This window comes from Nonomuraea sp. NPDC005730 (genome assembly GCF_040630865.1).
Taxonomy (GTDB): Bacteria; Actinomycetota; Actinomycetes; order Streptosporangiales; family Streptosporangiaceae; genus Nonomuraea.
On sequence record NZ_JBEXYK010000109.1, the window covers coordinates 1 to 16883 of the forward strand.

A 16883-nucleotide genomic window follows, 5' to 3' on the forward strand; every position below is an offset into this window, starting at 1 on the left:
TGGAGTGACAGACCTCTTCTACAGCGGCTCCGCTGTTTTGTTCACCGGTCTTGACCAACCGCCCTCTCCCTTAACTGAACGGCGTTGCCTCTAGAACTCGGGCGGGTGGTTCTCGCGGTGCATCAGCCGGTCCTCGGAGGTGCGCCCGCGCCGGGGCGCGAGCACGATGCTGAGCACGACGCCGACGCCTCCGACGATCATGAAGATGACGCCGATGATGTCCATGTGCACGCTCTGACCGAACACGTCGGGTTCGATGGCGAACCGCAGGATGGCGCCGAGCGTGAGGAAGAAGATGCTGACCCCGACACCCATGACGACCTCCAGGCAAAGGCGAGATGTGCCCACGGTCATACCCGGGTATCGGTGACCACACCCCCGCCGCGTCAGGCGAGACAGGACAGTGGCCGTCCGCCGTTGTAGGCGATCATGTCCTGGACGGCCGCGCCGACGTCGATCGGCGCGCCGGGCGGGCGGCCGTCCAGCTCGGCGTAGGCCCGGTGCAGGTTGCCCACGAGGCGTTCGGGGTCGAGCAGCGTGCCCCAGTCGCCGAGGTCGGTCTCCCGCGCCGCTTCCAGGGGGGTCATGCCGGCCGCGCGGCCCCGCCGGGCGGTCTCCTGGACGAACCGCAGGTAGCCCTCGACCCGGTCGTAGACCTCCGGCCCGCACACCTCGCCGTGCCCGGGGACGACCGTCTCCGCGCCCAGCTCCCTGAGCGTGTCCAGGGCGGCGATCGTCCCGGCCACCGAGCCCATCAGGACGAACGGCGTGCCGCCGTTGAAGACCAGGTCGCCGGAGAACAACACCCGCCGCTCCGGGATCCAGACGATCGAGTCGTTGGTCGTGTGCGCGGCCGGCCCGACGTGCCGCACCTCGCAGCGCAGGTCGTCGGAGTAGAGGGTGACCCCCTCGGTGTACGTCAGGAACGGCGGCGCGACCTCCATCGCCCCCCACACCACCTCCGGCGACCACGCGCCCCGGTACGCCGGGACCCCGTCGGCCAGGATCTGGGCGCGTACGCCCTCGTGCCCGACGATCGTGGCCTCGGGGAACAGCCAGTTGCCGAAGGTGTGGTCGCCGTGGTGGTGGGTGTTGACCAGCGTGGTGATCGGCCTGCCGCTGACCTTGCCGACGGCCGCCCGCAGGTCGCGGGTGCGGCGCTCGGTCGAGCAGGCGTCCACGCAGATCACGCCGCGCCGCCCGGCCAGGAAGCCGGTGTTGTTGATCCACCAGCTCCCGTCGGGCTGGACGTAGGCGTAGACGCCCTCGGAGACCTCTTCGACGCGCGGCGGGGGCAGGGGGTGGTCATGAGATGACGAGCTCATGCCCGGAACCTAACAGCGACGCCCGCCCCCGGAGCGGGAGCGGGCGTCACAAGCGGTGGCTCAGAAGGCCTCTTCGGGAAGCTCCATGAGATCCTGGCCGGTGGCGGCGAGGACGCGCCGCTCGGCCGCCAGCCTGGGCAGCACGGTCGTGGCGAAGAACGACGCCGCGGCCACCTTGCCCTGGTAGAACGGGTCCTCCGACTCGGCCAGCCGGGCCAGGGCCACCTCGGCCTGGCGCAGCAGCAGCCAGCCGATCACCAGGTCGCCCAGCGAGAGCAGGAACCGGGTGCTGTTCAGGCCGACCTTGTAGACCTCCGCCGGCTTCTCCAGCGAGCCGAGCGCCCAGCCGGCCATGGTGTCGCCCATGACCTTGACCTCGGCGGCGGCCTCGGCGAGCAGCTTGCGCTCCTCCTTGAGCCGGCCGTTGCCCGCCTCGGAGGCGGCGAACTCGTTGATCTCGGCGAGCAGCGCGCCCACCGCGGCGCCCTGGTTGCGCAGGATCTTCCTGAAGAACAGGTCGAGGCCCTGGATCGCGGTGGTGCCCTCGTACAGGGAGTCGATCTTGGCGTCGCGGATGTACTGCTCGATCGGGTAGTCCTGCAGGTAGCCCGAACCGCCCAGGGTCTGCAGCGAGCGGGCCAGCAGCTCGTACGAGCGCTCGGAGCCGACGCCCTTGACCAGGGGCAGCAGCAGGTCGTTCATGGCCTCGGCGTGCCGGTCCGCCGGGTCGATCAGGAGGGCGTCCTGGAAGGTGGCCGTGTAGAGGACCAGGGCACGCATGCCCTCGGCGTACGACTTCTGCAGCATCAGCTCGCGGCGCACGTCCGGGTGGTGGGCGATGGTCACCCGGGGGGCGGACTTGTCGGCCATCTTGGTCAGGTCCGCGCCCTGGTAGCGGGACTTGGCGTAGTCGAGGGCGTTCAGGTAGCCGGTGGAGAGCGTGGCGATGGCCTTGGTGCCGACCATCATGCGGGCGTGCTCGATCACCATGAACATCTGCTTGATGCCCTCGTGCACGTCGCCGACCAGCCAGCCGATCGCCGGGTGCTTGTCGCCGAAGGTGAGCTCGCAGGTCGTGGAGACCTTCAGGCCCATCTTCTTCTCGACGTTGGTGACGTAGGCGCCGTTGCGCTCGCCCAGCTCGCCGGTCTCCAGGTCCACGTGGAACTTGGGCACCAGGAACATCGACAGGCCCTTGGTGCCGGGACCGTGGCCTTCGGGACGGGCCAGGACCAGGTGGAAGATGTTGTCGGCCATGTCGTGCTCGGCGCTGGTGATGAAGCGCTTGACGCCCTCGATGTGCCAGGTGCCGTCGGGCTGCCGGACCGCCCTGGCCCGGCCGGCGCCGACGTCCGAGCCCGCGTCCGGCTCGGTGAGCACCATGGTGGCGCCCCAGTTCTTCTCGATGGCCAGCTCGGCGAAGCGCTTCTGCTCCGGCGTGCCCAGCTTCCACAGGGTGTAGGCGAAGTTGGGGCCGGCGGCGTACATGTACAGGGCCGGGTTGGAGCCGAGCACCATCTCGGCCGTCGCCCAGGCGAGGGTGCGCGGGATGCCGGGGCCGCCCAGCTCGGCGGGCAGGTCGAGGTGCGCCCAGCCGCCGTCCATCAGCGCCTTGAACGACTTCTTGACGCCGTCCGGGACGGTCACCGTGCTCGTCGCGGGGTCGAACACCGGCGGGGTGCGGTCGCCCTCCTCGAAGGAGTCGGCGAGCACGCCGGTCGCCAGCCTGTTGACCTCGTCCAGGATGCTCCGCGCGACGTCCTCGTCCACTTCGCCGAAGGGCCCGGTGCCGAGGATCTCGCGTCGACCGAACACCTCGAAGAGGTTGAATTCCAGGTCACGCACGTTGCTCTTGTAGTGGCCCATGGGTGCAGATCTCCTTGAACCGAGGTCTTCATGTACTGGCCAGTAACCTTACCTGCAATGCTACCCGCGGGTAACCCCGCCCATGCGTGGCATGCTCGACTCCATGGACGCCGAAGAACTCGCCACCAGATGGCGGGAGCGACTGGAATCCTGGGCCATCCCCGAGGAGATCCTGGCCAAGGCTCCGGCCGACCCGTGGAGCCATTCACCGGCCCGGTTCGCCACGCGGACCGACCGGGCGCTGGCCGAGCCCGACGACGGCCCGACCATGACCCGGCTCGCCGAGGCGCTGCCCGACAAGGGCACGCTGCTCGACGTCGGCTCGGGCCCCGGCGCCGCGTCACTGCCGCTGCGCGAGCGCATCGGCCATCTCTACGCGGTCGACACGTCCGCGCCCATGCTGGAGGGCCTGAAGGTCAGGGCGATGAACCTCGGCGTGCCCGCCACCACCGTCGAGGGGCGCTGGCCCGACGTGGCCGACCAGGTGCCGGTGGCTGACGTGTCCGTCGCCGCGCACGTGGTCTACAACGTGCCCGACCTGGCGGAGTTCCTCCAGGCGCTCGACCGCCGCACCCACGGCCGGGTGGTGCTCGAACTGTCGCACCGTCATCCCATGAGCTGGATGACGCCGCTCTGGCAGCACTTCCACGGCGTCGACCGCCCGGTCCGGCCCATCGCCGAAGACTGCGTGGCCCTGGCCGCGGCGCTGGGCTTCCCCGTGCGCGTGGAGGAGCGGGAGGCGCCCCTGGAACGTTTCACGACCGTCGAGGAGCTGGCCGAGAGCGCCTGCCGCCGGGTGTGCCTCGACCCGTCCAGGATGGAGGAGGTGGCCGAGACCGCCGTCGAGCTGGGCATGTGGCCGGTGCCGCGCGACCGGTGGGTCACCGTCTGGTGGGAATGATCCGTTTCTCTGAGCCGTTGTACGCATTGAGCTGACCGCTCCCGGACGAGACGCGCCGTACCCGGAACGCCAAGACGACGCACGTACCTGTACGTCTCGTCCTCAGGAGTACTGATCATGGCGTGGATCCTCATCGTGCTGGCCGGCCTGTTCGAGGTGGCCATGGCACTGTCGCTCAAGCTCAGCAACGGCCTCAGCAACCTGTGGTGGACCCTGTCCTTCCTGGCCACGGCCGCCCTCAGCTTCGGGCTGCTCGCCTACGCGCTCAAGTCCCTGGAGGTCGGCACCGCGTACGCCGTGTGGACCGGCATCGGGGCCGTCGGCACCGCGATCCTCGGCATGGTCGCCATGGGCGACGACGTGTCGCCGTTGCGCCTGACCTCGATCGCGCTGATCCTGGCCGGTGTCGTGGGGCTCAATCTGGCTGGTGGACACTAGTGCGATGATTGAGATCCATGCCATCACCGTCGACGCCACCGACCCCTACGAGATCGCGAACTGGTGGAGCCAGGCCACCGGGTGGCCGTTGGGCGAGGGTGACAAGCCGGGCGCCGACGAGGTGATGCTGCGTACGCCGCAGGGCCCGTTCCTGCTGTTCATCCGGGTGCCCGAGGCCAAGGCCGGCAAGAACCGGGTTCATTTCGACGTCAACGGCACCGCGGGCCGTACGCGTGACGAGGAGGTCGAGCGGCTGCTCGGCCTCGGCGCGACCGTCTTCCAGGACCAGCGCAGGCCCGACGGCACGGGCTGGGTGACCATGCTCGACCCCGAGGGGAACGAGTTCTGCGTGTGCCGGAGCGAGGCCGAGAGGGCCTTGCCGGAATGATGTTCTGTCGGTGAAGCTGGGCCCATGAGCGTGAGGGCCGTCGTCTGCACCGAATACGGCAAGCCGGTCCGGCTGGCCGAGCTGCCCGATCCCGTCCCCGGTCCTGACCAGGTGGTCGTCGAGGTCGAGGCGGCCGGGGTCAACTTCGTGGACGGGCTGATGGTGCGCGGCGGCTACCAGATCAGGCCGCCGCTGCCCTTCACCCCCGGCTACGAGGTGGCCGGGCGGTTGCCCGACGGCGGCAGGGTGGTGGCGATCACCGGGCTGGGCGGCTTCGCCACGCGGGTGCTGGTGCACCGGGCGCAGGCCGTACCGCTGCCCGAGGGTTTCGACGTGCTCGCGGCGGCGGCGTTCCCGCAGAGCTACTGCACCGCCATGTACGCGCTCAGCGAGCGCGGCCGGCTGCTGCCCGGCGAGCGGGTGCTCGTGCTCGGGGCGGGCGGCGGTGTGGGGCTGGCCGTGGTCCAAGTCGCCAAGGCGCTCGGCGCCGTCGTGCTGGCGGCGGCGTCCACCGGCGAGAAGAGGGAGCGCGCCCGGCGGGCGGGAGCCGACGACGTGATCGGCTACGACGGGCTGAAGGAAGCGGCCAGGGCGTGGGCCGTGGACGTGGCCGTCGACCCGGTCGGCGGCGAGCTGTCCGAGCAGGCCCTTCGCGGGCTGCGCGAGGGCGGGCGGCTCCTGGTCGTCGGGTTCGCCTCGGGCGCGATCGCGAGGCTGCCGGCCAACCAGGTGCTGCTGCGTAACCGGGCTGTGGTGGGCGTCGACTGGGGAGCGTGGTCGATGGGCCACGCGGCGGAGAACCGGGCCATGCTCGAGGGTCTGCTGGCGATGCCGGGCATCGTCCCGGCGGCGCCGGAGGTCAGGCCGCTGGCGGAGGCGGGCCGGGCCATGGACGACCTGCTGGAGCGGCGGGTCACTGGGAAGATCGTGCTCGTCCCTTCATCGTGAGGGTCAGGATCGCGGCGATCAGGTAGACCAGCGCGCCGTGCCACATCGCCTGCACGGCCGAGCCGAACACGCCCTCGTCGTCGAGCACGAGCTGCACCGGGTAGTCGAGCACCGCCGTGATCGCGGCGGGCAGGAGCGCGAACTTCCACGGGTGCCGCAGCGACCAGAGCCGGGCCTGGCGGGTGACGCGGTCGCCCTCGTTCGGCTTGGCGACCGAGCCGATCGCGGCGATCAGCGCGAACAGACTGATGCCGAGGCCCAGGGCCCAGACCAGGTCACCGTCGCCGGTGAGCGCGCCCATCCCGAAGCTGGCGGCCGACACCACTGCGCCGCCGATGGCGGCGGTCTTCCAAGGGGCGCCCCGCAGGGCCGCCGCGGACAGTGAGACCTCATCGCGTCTACTGATTTCGTTCATGTCCTCATGGTGCCGCCGCGGGCCCCCAGGAGGCATCGGGGACGGACCCTGACCTGTCCCTGACATGATTCCCGTATGACGGAAATCGCCATTGTGCAGTTGGGGCCGGACGACGGGGAGCGGCTGAAGGACGTCCGGCTGCGGGCGCTGCAGGAGTCACCGGACGCGTTCGGCTCCTCCTACGCGCGCGAGGCCGGGTTCTCCGCCGAGGAATGGGCCGAGCGGCTGAAGAACTCGCACTCGCGGTGGTGGGTGGCCGAGGCCGACGGCCTGGGCGACGTCGGCCTGGTGTGCATGCTCCTGGAGGAGTCCGGCGCCCACCTGCTGTCCATGTGGGTCGCCCCCGAGGCCAGGGGGCGCGGGCTCGCCTCCCGGCTGGTCGACCGGTCCGTCGAGTGGGCCCGTTCGGCAGGGGCCGAGCAGGTGCAGCTCTGGGCCGTCGACCGCAACCACGCCGCCCGCGCGCTCTACGGGGCCAAGGGCTTCGTCCGCAGCGGCAAGGTCATGGCCCTGCCCTCCAACCCGTCCCTGATGGAGTCCCACTACGTGCTGTCCCTGCTGTTCCGCCAGGCGCGCAAGGAGGACGTCCCGGCCATCGTCCGGCTGCTGGCCGACGACCCGCTCGGCGCCGCCCGCGAGGGAGCCCCCGACGACACCCGCTACCTGATGGCCTTCGACCGCATCGAGGCCAACCCGCACGACGAGCTGATCGTGGCCGAGCGGGAGGGCGAGGTGGTCGGCACGATGCAGCTCACGTACCTGGCCGGGCTGTCGCGGCTGGGCTCCGAGCGGTGCCAGATCGAGGCCGTCAGGGTGGCCGCCTCGACGCGCGGCCAGGGGCTCGGCGGCAAGATGATCCAGTGGGCCATCGACCGGGCGCGGGCCAGGGGTTGCGCCGTCGTCCAGCTCACCTCCGACAAGTCGCGTACCGACGCCCACCGCTTCTACGGCGCGCTCGGCTTCACCGCCTCCCACGAGGGCTACAAGCTCTCACTCGGCTGACCCGCCGTCGCCCAGCTGGGTCAGCATCCAGCGGCACCACTCGGCCCGGTGCCGCTCGTAGCTCAGCCCGCAGCGCAGCGTCGCGTAGCCGCCGAACCCCGGGTCGCCGAAGGCCGGCCGCCCGCCGAACGACGCCTCCTGCCGCTCGTAGTCGGCCAGCCGCTCCTCGTGCGCGGCGAGCTGGTCGGCGAACAGCCGCCGCAGCGACTCCGGCTCGGCCAGCCACGCCGCGTACGTCTTCAGCACGAGCTCGTCGCGCTCCGGCCGCTCGCGCGGCGGCTCGGTGACCCATGCCCGCAGCGCCGCCAGGCCCTCGGCGGTCAGGTGGTAGACCTTCTTGGCCTGCGGCCCCGGCCCGTGCGCGCTCTCGAACCCGACCAGCCCGGCCGCCCGCAGTTTCTGCAGCTCGGCGTGGATCTGGCTGTGACCGGCCGTCCAGAAGTAGCCGACCGGCCGCCGCATGGCCGCCGCGAGGTCGTAACCGGTGCGATCGCCGCGCGCCAGCACGGCCAGGATCGCGTATCCGAGCGTTGAGGTCATGGTGGGTCCAAGGATATGGTGCTTGCGGCACTATGTCAGTTCAGACATAGTCGGGGAGAAGGGCGCGGCGGCCATGCGAAAGATCGTCGGATGGATGGCACTCCTCACCATGGGGCTGACCGGCTGCGGGGGCACGGTCGGCACCGGCACCACCGCCGTCCGTACGACGGCCGCCGAGTCCCCCGCCTCCGCCACGGAGACGACCCCCGCCACGAGCGCGCCCACCCAGAGCGCGCCGCCCACCGGCCCCAACGTCTCGGGCTGCTTCACCGAGCAGGACGGCAAGATCTTCACCCACGTCCGCGGCCTGCCCGGCGTGATCACCGGCGACGGCCCGGTGGGCGTGGTGATCACCTACGAGCGCCGCGGCACCGTGTGCTCCTGGCGCCCGCTGTCGGACCGCCTGGTCGCCGCCGGCTACCGCGTCCTGCTGTACGCCAGGGACGCCGGCCTCCTCCCCGAGGACGGCGCGGTCGCCATGGGCAAGCGCCTGGCCAAGGAGAAGGGTGTCGAGCGGCTGTTCCTGGTCGGCGGCTCGATCGGCGCCACGGCCTCGGTCCCGGCGGCCGAGCGGCTGGGCGCCGAGGTGGCCGGCGTCGTCGCCCTGTCAGGCGAGATCGACAAGGGCGACGCCGCCGCGCTCACCGTGCCGCTGCTGCAGATCGGCTCCGAGCACGACTCCTACGGCGGCGCCGGGTCGATGCGCGAGGCCGAGGCCGCCGCGACCAAGGCCCCGGACAGCCAGGTGCTGGTCATCCCCGGCGAGTCGCTGCACGCCTCGGCCCTGTTCGGCAGCCCTCACGCCGCCAAGGTGCTCGACACGGTCGTGGCGTTCATGGACCGGCACAAGGGCTGATCTCGACCAGGTTGTCGTGGAAGGCGGGCCCCCTGCCCATGTCGCCGTCCCGCTCGGCCACGACCGCGTTGGCGTTCGCGCCGCCCGGGGTCAGCTTGGGCCACCGGCCCTTGGGCGAGGCCACCACGCCGGGCGCGACCCGGTCGCTGATCTCCACGTCGGCCAGGAACTCGCCGCCGTCGTTGTGCACCCGTACGCGCTGCCCGGCCACCAGCCCGCGGGCCGCCGCGTCGGCCGGGTTCACCAGCACGGCCGGCCCCTTGGCCCGCCGCCGCAGCTCCGGATTGTTGGCGAAGATCGTGTTCAGGAACGTGTGCGAGGCCGGCGTGACCAGCGTCAGCGGGTACGCCGACCGGTCGGCGACCGCCGTGTGCGAGGGCACGTACGCCTTCCCGGCGGGCGGGAAGCGCAGCCGCCCGGAAGGTGTCGGGAAGCCCTCGGCGAACGGCGCGAACGGCTTGGGGTAGTTCATCCGCACCCACCCCTCCTTGCGCAGCCGGTCCAGCGTGACGCCTTCGAGCGACGGGTGCCCGCCCGACAGCAGCGACTCGGCCAGCTCCAGGTCGGAGTCGTACAGGGACGGCTCGGTCAGCCCCATGTGCGCGGCCAGCCGGCGGAAGGTCTCGGTCGTGGACAGGCACTCGCCGGGCGGCGGCACGGCGGGTTCGTTCCACAGCAGGTACATGTGGCCGTACCCGGCGTGCAGGTCCATGTGCTCGGTCTGCATGGTCGCGGGCAGCACGATGTCGGCGTAGTCCGTGGTGTCGGTCGGGAACTGCTCCATGACGACCGTGAACAGGTCCTCGCGGGCGAGCTGCCGCCTGATCGTGTTGGCGTCGGGGGTCGAGCCGAGCGGGTTGGCGGCGTACACCCACAGACATCTCACGTCGTCGAGCTGGGAGCCGAGCTTGGTCATGACCAGCGTGCGCACCGGCTTGGCCAGCAGATCGTCGCGGGTGTCGACGGTCACGCGCACGTGACCGCTCGTCGAGTACGCCACGCCGCCGCCCGGATGCCGCCAGTCGCCGGTCACGCCGGGGATCGCGGCGATCGTGCGCATCGCGGTGCCGCCGCCGGCGTGCCGCTGGATGCCCATGGTGGCGCGGATCGCGGTCGGCCGGGTGTGGGCCAGGCGCATCCCCAGGCTGTGGACGTCCTCGGCGGGGATGCCGGTGATCTCCGCCACCCGCTCCACCGGGTACTCCAGGATCTCCTTGCGGAAGGCCTCCCAGCCCTCGGTGTGCTCGGCCAGGAACTCCTCGTCCTGGGCGTTCTCCGCCAGCACGACGTTGAGCAGCCCGAGCGCGAGCGCGGCGTCCGTGCCCGGCCTGATCGCCAGGTGCTGGTCGGCCTGATCGGCGGTCCTGGTGCGGATGGGGTCGATGGCGACCACGTACGCGCCGTCCGCGCGGGCGTCCTGGATGAACTTCCACAGGTGGTGGCCGCTGGTCAGCGTGTTCGTGCCCCAGAGCAGGATCAGCCTGGCCTGGGCGAAGTTCTCCGGGTCCATGCCGCCCGCAGTGCCGTTGGCCTTCATCAGCCCGCTGCTGCCGGCCGCCGAGCAGATGTTCAGCCAGTGCTTGGACGCCCCCAGCACGTTCCAGAACCGGCGGCCCGCCACGCCCTCGCAGCCCTGGAGGTAACCCAGCGACCCGGTGCCCAGGTACGGCCAGATCGCCTCGCCGCCGTGCTCGTCCACGATGGTCCGCAGCCGCGCCGAGATCTCGTCGAGCGCCTCGTCCCAGGTGATCCGCTCGAACTGCCCCGACCCCTTCGGCCCGGTGCGCCGCATCGGGTACAGGATGCGGTCGTCCGCCTGCGTGTGCTCCAGGTACCGGTTGACCTTCACGCACAGCGCGCCGCGGGTGTAGGGGTGGTCGGGGTTGCCGCGCATCTTGACGGCCTGCCCGTCCCGCACGGTCACGACCCAGGAGCAGGTGTCCGGGCAGTCAAGCGGACATGCCCCCAAAACCCTCAAATCACCCGACATGCGCACAGCCTACGTCGAGAGACAGCCGTGGCGGGGGACCGCCCGCGCCCGCGACACCGCCGAGCCGACCTCGTGAAAGAAGTCAAAGGTGAGCGGTTGGAGTTCCACCGTGTACCCTGCCTCGCGCAGCCTGGCCGCGACGTACTCGGCCGACGCGTCGTGACCGGGCCGCCCGGCCGCGCGGTTTCCCCCGTGTGCGCCGGGCGTCGGGGCGTCGGGGGCGACGAGGGCAGGTCGATGCTGGTCGGGTCCTCACCCGGTGCGCGCGCCGGAGCGGCGAACGAGGACACTGGAGAACAGAGATCGTACGGTCCGGCCGGGAAGGTGCAGAATCACTGTCGGTGGCCGAAATCAGGGAACGAGACGATGACACGGAGGACCTCGCGGAGGGGGATCCAGCCGTGGCCGAGCCACGCGCCGACGGCGGCGTCTACGTAGTCGAGCCGCTCCTTCCCCAGCGGTTGCGGCGGCCGTCCGACCTGCTGCGCTTCTTCGCGACGCTGACCGTGCTCGCGGCGGTGATCCTGCTCGCCCTCGTCGCCAAGCAGACGCTCAACGGCCTGGAGCAGGACGTCAAGGTCGGCGCCGAGATGGTCCCGCTGCTCAGCCGGGTCGCGGCCTTCATCGGCAGCGCCGCCGTACTGATCGTGCCCGCCGCGTTCGCCGTCGAGCGGGTCTTCCACCGCGACGGCCTGCGCGTCGCCGAAGGGCTGATCGCGGCCATCATCGGCATGGCCGGGTCGTTCCTGCTCGGCCAGTGGATCGAGGCCAGCAGCCTGACCGACCTGCGCATCCTGCTCACCGGCGACCGCGCGATCGAGCCGCTGAACACGCTGCTCACCTCGGTGATCGCCTACACCACCGCGGTACGCATCGCCCGCCGCCCCACATGGCGCATGCTCATGTGGACCTCGATCGCCCTCTACATCCTCACCTACTTCTCCGGCAGGCAGATCACCCTGCCCAGCGCCATCGTGACCGTCCTGGTCGGCATGGCCATCGGCTACGCCACCCTCTACGGCGTCGGCAGCCCCAACACCCGCCCGCCCGGCAGCGCCGTGGTCGCCGCGCTGCGCAAGCTGTCCTTCTCGCCCGTCTCCGCCCGCCGCATCGAGGACGACCACCAGGGCAGCCGCCGCTACGCCATCGGCCTCAAGGACGGCACCAGCCTCGACGTCACCGTCCTCGACCGCGACCGCCAGGTGGCCGGGCTGCCGTACCGGCTGTGGCGGCGCATCAGGCTCAACTCCGAGACCAGGCGCCGGGCCATCCGCTCGCTCCGGGCCGAGCTGGAACGCGAGGCCCTGATGGCGTACGCGGCCCAGGCCGCCGGCGCCAGCACGCCGCGCCTGCTCGGCACCAGCGAGATCGGCACCGAGGCCGCCCTGCTCGCCTACGAGCACATCGAGACCCGCCCGCTCGACGAGGTGCCCGACGCCGAGATCGACGACGCCCTGCTCGCCCAGATCTGGGAGCAGGTCGAGCTGCTGCAGATCCAGCGGCTGGCACACCGGCGGCTCACCGGCGACAGCGTCCACCTCGACCGCGCGGGCCGGGTCGTGCTGACCGACGCCCGCAGCGGCGAGATCGCCGCCGGCGACCTGCTGCTCCGGCTCGACATCGCCCAGCTCCTCACCTACCTGGCGCTGCGCGTCGGCGCCGAGCGTTCGGTCCGGGCCGCCGCCGCCGTGATCGGCCCCGACGCCCTGGCCGCCGCCATGCCGCTGCTCCAGCGCATCGCCCTGACCAGGGAGACCCGCTCGGCCCTGTCCAAGGCCAAGAACGTGCTCACGGGCCTGCGCGACCACATCGTCGCGCTCAAGCCCCAGGGCAAGGTCGAAGAGGTACGCCTGGAGCGCTTCCGCCCGCGCACCCTGATCACGATCATCGCCAGCACGGTCGCCGCCTACGTCGTGCTGTCCCAGCTCAGCAAGGTCGACCTCTACAAGGTGGCGACCACCGCCAACTGGGCGTGGTCCGGCCTGGCGCTGATCGCCTCGTTCACCAGCTTCGTCGCCGCCGCCCTCATGCTGCGCGGGTTCGTCCCGGAACGCCTGCCGCTGTGGCGTACCGTCCTGGTGCAGTTCGCGTCGTCGTTCGTCAAGCTGGTCGCGCCCGCCGCGGTCGGCGGCGTCGCGATCAACACCCGCTACCTGCAGAAACGCGGCATCGCGCCGGCGCTCGCGGTGGCCAGCGTGGGCGCCTCGCAGCTCATCATGCTGGTCTTCCACATCGCCCTGCTGCTGCTGTTCGCCTACATCACCGGCTCCGACGCCGCCACCTCCTTCACCCCCTCACGCGGCCTGGTCGTGGCGATGCTCGCCATCGCGCTGCTGGTCGCGGTGGTGCTCGGCGTGCCGCCGCTGCGCAGGCTCGTGACCGTGCGGATGCGCAGGCTGTTCTCGAACGTGCTGCCCCGCCTGCTCGACGTGCTCCAGTCGCCGGCCAAGATGATCGAGGCCGCCTTCGGCACGCTCATGATCACGATCGCGTTCGTGGCCTGCCTCGACGCCTGCGTCGCGGCGTTCGGCGGTCAACTGAGCTTCACCGCCGTCGCCGTCGTCTACCTCACGGCCAACGCCATCGGCTCGGCCGCCCCCACGCCGGGCGGCCTCGGCGCCGTCGAGTACGCGCTCACCCTCGGCCTGGTCGCGGCCGGTCTCGAATGGGACCTGGCGGCCTCGGCCGTGCTGCTGCACCGGCTGCTCACGTTCTGGCTGCCGGTGCTGCCGGGGTGGGCCGCCTTCACCTACCTCCAGCGGCACGAGGCCCTGTGAACCACCCTCGGGCGGCACGGGGCCCCGTGCGCCGCGGGTGATCAGCGGGCCGACGTGACCGGCTCGGTGATCTTGTCGATCGCCGCCAGCTCGCCCTCGGTGAACACCGGGCCGTCCACGCACGCCACGTTGTCCTCCAGCTGCCGGACACTGCTCGCCCCGATCAGCACGCTGGTCACCCGCGGGTCGCGCAGCGTCCACGACAGCGCCATCTGGGCCAGCGTCTGCCCCCGGCCCCTGGCGATCTCGTTGAGGTCGCGCGCCAGGTCCCGGTCGATCTGCTCGGCGCTCAGGAACCGGCTCGTCGCCGCCCGCGAGCCCTCGGGCACGCCCTCCAGGTAGCGGTCGGTGAGCAGCCCCTGCGCCAGCGGCGAGTACACGATGCAGCCCATGCCCGCCTCCTCCAGCACGTCGAGCAGCCCGTCGTCCTCGATCCACCGGTTGATCATCGAGTACGACGGCTGGTGGATGAGCAGCGGCGTGCCCAGCTCGCGCATGATCCGCGCGGCCTGCGCGGTCTGCTCGGCCGAGTAGTTGGAGACGCCCGCGTAGAGCGCCTTGCCCGAGCGCACCGCCCGGTCCAGCGCCCCCATCGTCTCCTCCAGCGGCGTCTCCGGGTCCGGACGGTGGCTGTAGAACACGTCCACGTACTCCAGGCCCATGCGGGCGAGCGACTGGTCGAGGCTGGCCAGCACGTACTTGCGCGACCCCCACTCCCCGTACGGCCCCGGCCACATGTCGTACCCGGCCTTGGTCGAGATGACCAGCTCGTCCCGGTACGCCGCGAAGTCCTCCCGCAGGATCCGCCCGAAGTTCCGCTCCGCCGACCCGTACGGCACGCCGTAGTTGTTGGCCAGGTCGAAATGCGTCACCCCGAGGTCGAACGCGCGCCGCAGCACCGCCCGAGAGTTCTCGATCGGCCGGTCGTCGCCGAAGTTGTGCCACAACCCCAGCGACACCGCCGGCAACCGCAGCCCGCTGCGCCCGCTGCGGTTGTACGGCTGACGCTCGTAACGCCGCTCATCGGCCACGAAGCTCACGCCGTCCCCCTCTCGATGATCCAGGACAGCGCGAACGCCTCCTCGCGCCAGGCGTCGTACCGGCCGCTGCGCCCGCCGTGCCCCGCGCCCATCTCCGTCTTGAGCAGGAACGGCCCGCCGGACGCGGTCGCCCGCAGCCGCGCGATCCACTTGGCCGGCTCGTGGTACAGCACCCGCGTGTCGTTCAGGCTGGTGATCGCCAGGATCGGCGGGTACACCCTGCCGTCGACGTTCTCGTACGGCGAATAGCTCTTCATGTACGCGTAGACGTCCGGGTTGTGCAGCGGGTCGCCCCACTCGTCCCATTCGATCACCGTCAGCGGCAACGACGGGTCGAGGATCGTGTTGAGCGAGTCCACGAACGGCACCTCGGCCACCACCCCCGCGAACTCCTCGGGAGCCAGGTTCGTCACCGCGCCCATCAGCAGCCCGCCCGCCGAGCCGCCGCGCGCGACGATCCGCCCGCTCCAGCCGCTCGCCTTCAGCTGCCTGGCCGCCGCCACGAAGTCGGTGAACGTGTTCCGCTTCCTGGTCAGCTTGCCGTCCTCGTACCAGTGACGGCCCATCTCGCCGCCGCCCCGGACGTGCGCGATGGCGAAGACGAACCCGCGGTCGAGCAGCGACAGCCGGGGAACCGAGAACCCGGGGTCGATCGAGGTCTCGTAGCTGCCGTAGCCGTAGAGCAGGGTCGGGGCCGGCGTCGTGGTGTCCTTGCGCTTGACGATCGAGATCGGCACGCGCGTGCCGTCCTCGGCCGTCGCCCACTCCCGGAACTGCTCGTAGTCGCCCGCGTCGTAGCCGCCCAGCACCGGACGCTGCTTGAGCAGGATCAACTCGTGCGAGTCCAGCTCGTAGTCGTAGACGCTCGGCGGCGTCACCATGCTCGTGTACGCCAGCCTGAGCCGCGTCGTCGTGAACTCGGGGTTGCCCGCCGGGCCGACGTCGTACAGGGGCTCGGGGAAGTCGATCTCGTACGCGTTCCGCTCGGCGGCCTCGATGCGCTCGCGCCAGCCCGCTCCCGCGGCGCTGTAGGGCAGCACCCGCAGGCCGGTCAGGCCGTCACGGCGGAAGTGCACGACGGCGTGGTCGGAGAAGGCGTCGATCTCCAGCAGCCTGGTGTCCTCGCGGTGCCCGATCAGCGGGGTCCAGGAGCCGGGCTCGTCGATGGGGGCCGTGGCCAGCTCGAAGTTCTCGGCGTTCTCGTTGTGCAGGACGTAGAAGAAGTCGCCCGCGTGCTCGACGCCGTACTCCACGCCGGTCTTCCTGGGCCTGACGACCTGGAACTCGCCGGTGGGGTCGGCGGCGTCGAGGATGCGCACCTCGCTGGTGATCTTGCTGCCCGCGCCCAGCACGAGGTACCGCTCGCTGCGGGTCAGGCCGATGCCCACCCAGTAGCGCTCGTCGGTCTCCTCGTAGACCAGGACGTCCTCTTCCGTCCCGAGGGTGTGCCGGTAGACCTGGTAGGGACGCCAGGCCTCGTCCACCCGCGTGTAGAAGAACGCCGAGCCGTCGGCAGACCACGCGCCGCCGTAGAAGATGTCCTTGATCTCGTCGGTCAGCACCTCGCCCGTCTCGAGGTTCCTGAACCTCAGCGTGAAGCGCTCGTCGCCCTTGTAGTCGGTGGAGTAGGCCAGCATCGTCCCGTCGGGCGTGACGGCGCTGGTGCCGACGGAGAAGAACGCGCTGTCGCCGGCGAGCTCGTTGCCGTCGAGGACGACCTGCTCGCGCTCCAGGCGCTCGCCCGGCGTGATCTGCGGCGGCGCGTCACTGTCGGCCGGCACCCGGCAGGACACCGCGTACTGCTTGCCCTCCTCGGTACGGGTGAAGTACCACCACGCCCCCTTGCGGCTCGGCACCGACAGGTCGGTCTCCTGGGTGCGCCCCTTGATCTCCTGGAAGACCTGCTCCTGGAGCTCGGCGAGATGCGCGGTGTGCTCTTTGAGAAAGTCGTTCTCTGCCTCCAGGTACGCCGTTGTGTCCGGGTCGTCCTTGTTGCTTAGCCAGGCGTACTCGTCGATGAACGTGTCGCCGTGATGGATGCGCTCAGTCGGTACCTTCTTCGCCACTGGCGGCGTGTTGCTACTCACGGGGGGAGTCTATGTTCGGCCGTGATCGTTCTGTGGCCGGGAGAGCCGGCGAACGCGTCCCGAGTGGTCGGGAGCGCTGCTAATCTTTAGAAGCCGACGAGGTGCGGCGCAACCCACTCCCTTCACTCCGGTGATTTTGGTGCGTTGCGACGCGTATCGTCGACAATCCCTTCTGGCTCGCGGGTTTGAAGATCGGTTCGCTAACCGAGCGACAGGCTGGTAAGTTAGAGGGGTTGTCCCGGAAGCGGGGCGCGACTTAATTCCAGCAGGTCGAGCAAGTCCGGTCAATTTGACAGAGACTTGAACGGCT

Annotated in this window: 15 protein-coding genes and 1 riboswitch; of the genes, 7 read left to right on the forward strand and 8 right to left on the reverse strand. The window is 70.9% G+C overall.

Features of this window, described 5'->3' with window-relative positions:
• Positions 1-90: 90 nt before the first annotated feature.
• The 3 genes from ABZ444_RS50185 to ABZ444_RS50195 form a co-directional block, all read right to left on the reverse strand.
• Positions 91-315 (reverse strand): hypothetical protein, encoded by a 225-nt coding sequence (locus ABZ444_RS50185; protein WP_352320513.1) that lies wholly within the window; start codon positions 313-315, stop codon positions 91-93.
• Between the two features lie 71 nt (positions 316-386).
• Entirely contained in the window at positions 387-1325 is a 939-nt protein-coding gene (locus tag ABZ444_RS50190; protein WP_358012216.1) for an MBL fold metallo-hydrolase, read from the reverse strand.
• Between the two features lie 60 nt (positions 1326-1385).
• On the reverse strand, positions 1386-3191 hold the full coding sequence (locus ABZ444_RS50195; protein ID WP_358012219.1) for an acyl-CoA dehydrogenase: 1806 nt from the start codon (positions 3189-3191) through the stop codon (positions 1386-1388).
• 103 nt (positions 3192-3294) lie between these two features.
• Between ABZ444_RS50195 and ABZ444_RS50200 the strand changes: the two genes are divergently transcribed.
• From ABZ444_RS50200 to ABZ444_RS50215, 4 genes are all read left to right on the forward strand, one after another.
• Complete coding sequence (locus tag ABZ444_RS50200; RefSeq protein ID WP_358012222.1) at positions 3295-4092, forward strand: methyltransferase domain-containing protein; 798 nt, start codon at positions 3295-3297, stop codon at positions 4090-4092.
• A 23-nt stretch (positions 4093-4115) separates the two neighbouring features.
• Positions 4116-4176: riboswitch (guanidine-III (ykkC-III) riboswitch) on the forward strand.
• Between the two features lie 33 nt (positions 4177-4209).
• Positions 4210-4530 (forward strand): multidrug efflux SMR transporter, encoded by a 321-nt coding sequence (locus ABZ444_RS50205; RefSeq protein WP_352320519.1) that lies wholly within the window; start codon positions 4210-4212, stop codon positions 4528-4530.
• Between the two features lie 4 nt (positions 4531-4534).
• Complete coding sequence (locus ABZ444_RS50210) at positions 4535-4918, forward strand: VOC family protein (RefSeq protein ID WP_358012226.1); 384 nt, start codon at positions 4535-4537, stop codon at positions 4916-4918.
• A 24-nt stretch (positions 4919-4942) separates the two neighbouring features.
• Complete coding sequence (locus ABZ444_RS50215) at positions 4943-5866, forward strand: zinc-binding dehydrogenase (RefSeq protein ID WP_358012228.1); 924 nt, start codon at positions 4943-4945, stop codon at positions 5864-5866.
• On the opposite strand, the gene ABZ444_RS50220 is transcribed toward ABZ444_RS50215, so the two are convergent.
• Positions 5832-6281 (reverse strand): hypothetical protein, encoded by a 450-nt coding sequence (locus ABZ444_RS50220; protein ID WP_357986793.1) that lies wholly within the window; start codon positions 6279-6281, stop codon positions 5832-5834. The two genes, ABZ444_RS50215 and ABZ444_RS50220, sit on opposite strands and share 35 nt — an antisense overlap.
• A 75-nt stretch (positions 6282-6356) precedes the next feature.
• Between ABZ444_RS50220 and ABZ444_RS50225 the strand changes: the two genes are divergently transcribed.
• Positions 6357-7283 carry a GNAT family N-acetyltransferase gene (locus tag ABZ444_RS50225; protein ID WP_358012231.1) on the forward strand — a complete coding sequence of 309 codons (927 nt, stop codon included), beginning with the start codon at positions 6357-6359 and terminating at the stop codon, positions 7281-7283.
• Here the strand turns inward: ABZ444_RS50225 and ABZ444_RS50230 are convergent.
• On the reverse strand, positions 7272-7823 hold the full coding sequence (locus ABZ444_RS50230) for a helix-turn-helix transcriptional regulator (protein ID WP_358012234.1): 552 nt from the start codon (positions 7821-7823) through the stop codon (positions 7272-7274). The genes ABZ444_RS50225 and ABZ444_RS50230 overlap by 12 nt on opposite strands.
• A gap of 94 nt (positions 7824-7917) precedes the next feature.
• On the opposite strand from ABZ444_RS50230, the gene ABZ444_RS50235 reads away from it, so the two are divergent.
• Positions 7918-8679, forward strand: a complete 762-nt coding sequence (locus ABZ444_RS50235; protein ID WP_358012237.1) for a hypothetical protein — start codon at positions 7918-7920, stop codon at positions 8677-8679.
• Here ABZ444_RS50235 and ABZ444_RS50240 read toward each other — a convergent pair.
• Complete coding sequence (locus tag ABZ444_RS50240; protein WP_358012239.1) at positions 8657-10669, reverse strand: molybdopterin oxidoreductase family protein; 2013 nt, start codon at positions 10667-10669, stop codon at positions 8657-8659. The genes ABZ444_RS50235 and ABZ444_RS50240 overlap by 23 nt on opposite strands.
• A 401-nt stretch (positions 10670-11070) precedes the next feature.
• Here ABZ444_RS50240 and ABZ444_RS50245 point away from each other — a divergent pair, with 401 nt between their 5' ends.
• The gene (locus ABZ444_RS50245) at positions 11071-13446 is read left to right on the forward strand and encodes a lysylphosphatidylglycerol synthase transmembrane domain-containing protein (RefSeq protein WP_358012242.1); all 2376 of its coding nucleotides are present in this window, start codon (positions 11071-11073) and stop codon (positions 13444-13446) included.
• Between the two features lie 41 nt (positions 13447-13487).
• Here the strand turns inward: ABZ444_RS50245 and mgrA are convergent, their stop codons facing one another.
• Both mgrA and ABZ444_RS50255 read right to left on the reverse strand, forming a co-directional pair.
• Positions 13488-14486 carry an L-glyceraldehyde 3-phosphate reductase gene (gene mgrA / locus ABZ444_RS50250; RefSeq protein WP_358012245.1) on the reverse strand — a complete coding sequence of 333 codons (999 nt, stop codon included), beginning with the start codon at positions 14484-14486 and terminating at the stop codon, positions 13488-13490.
• Positions 14483-16573 (reverse strand): S9 family peptidase, encoded by a 2091-nt coding sequence (locus tag ABZ444_RS50255; protein ID WP_358012247.1) that lies wholly within the window; start codon positions 16571-16573, stop codon positions 14483-14485. Before ABZ444_RS50255 ends, mgrA begins: the two co-directional genes overlap by 4 nt.
• Positions 16574-16883 lie beyond the last annotated feature (310 nt).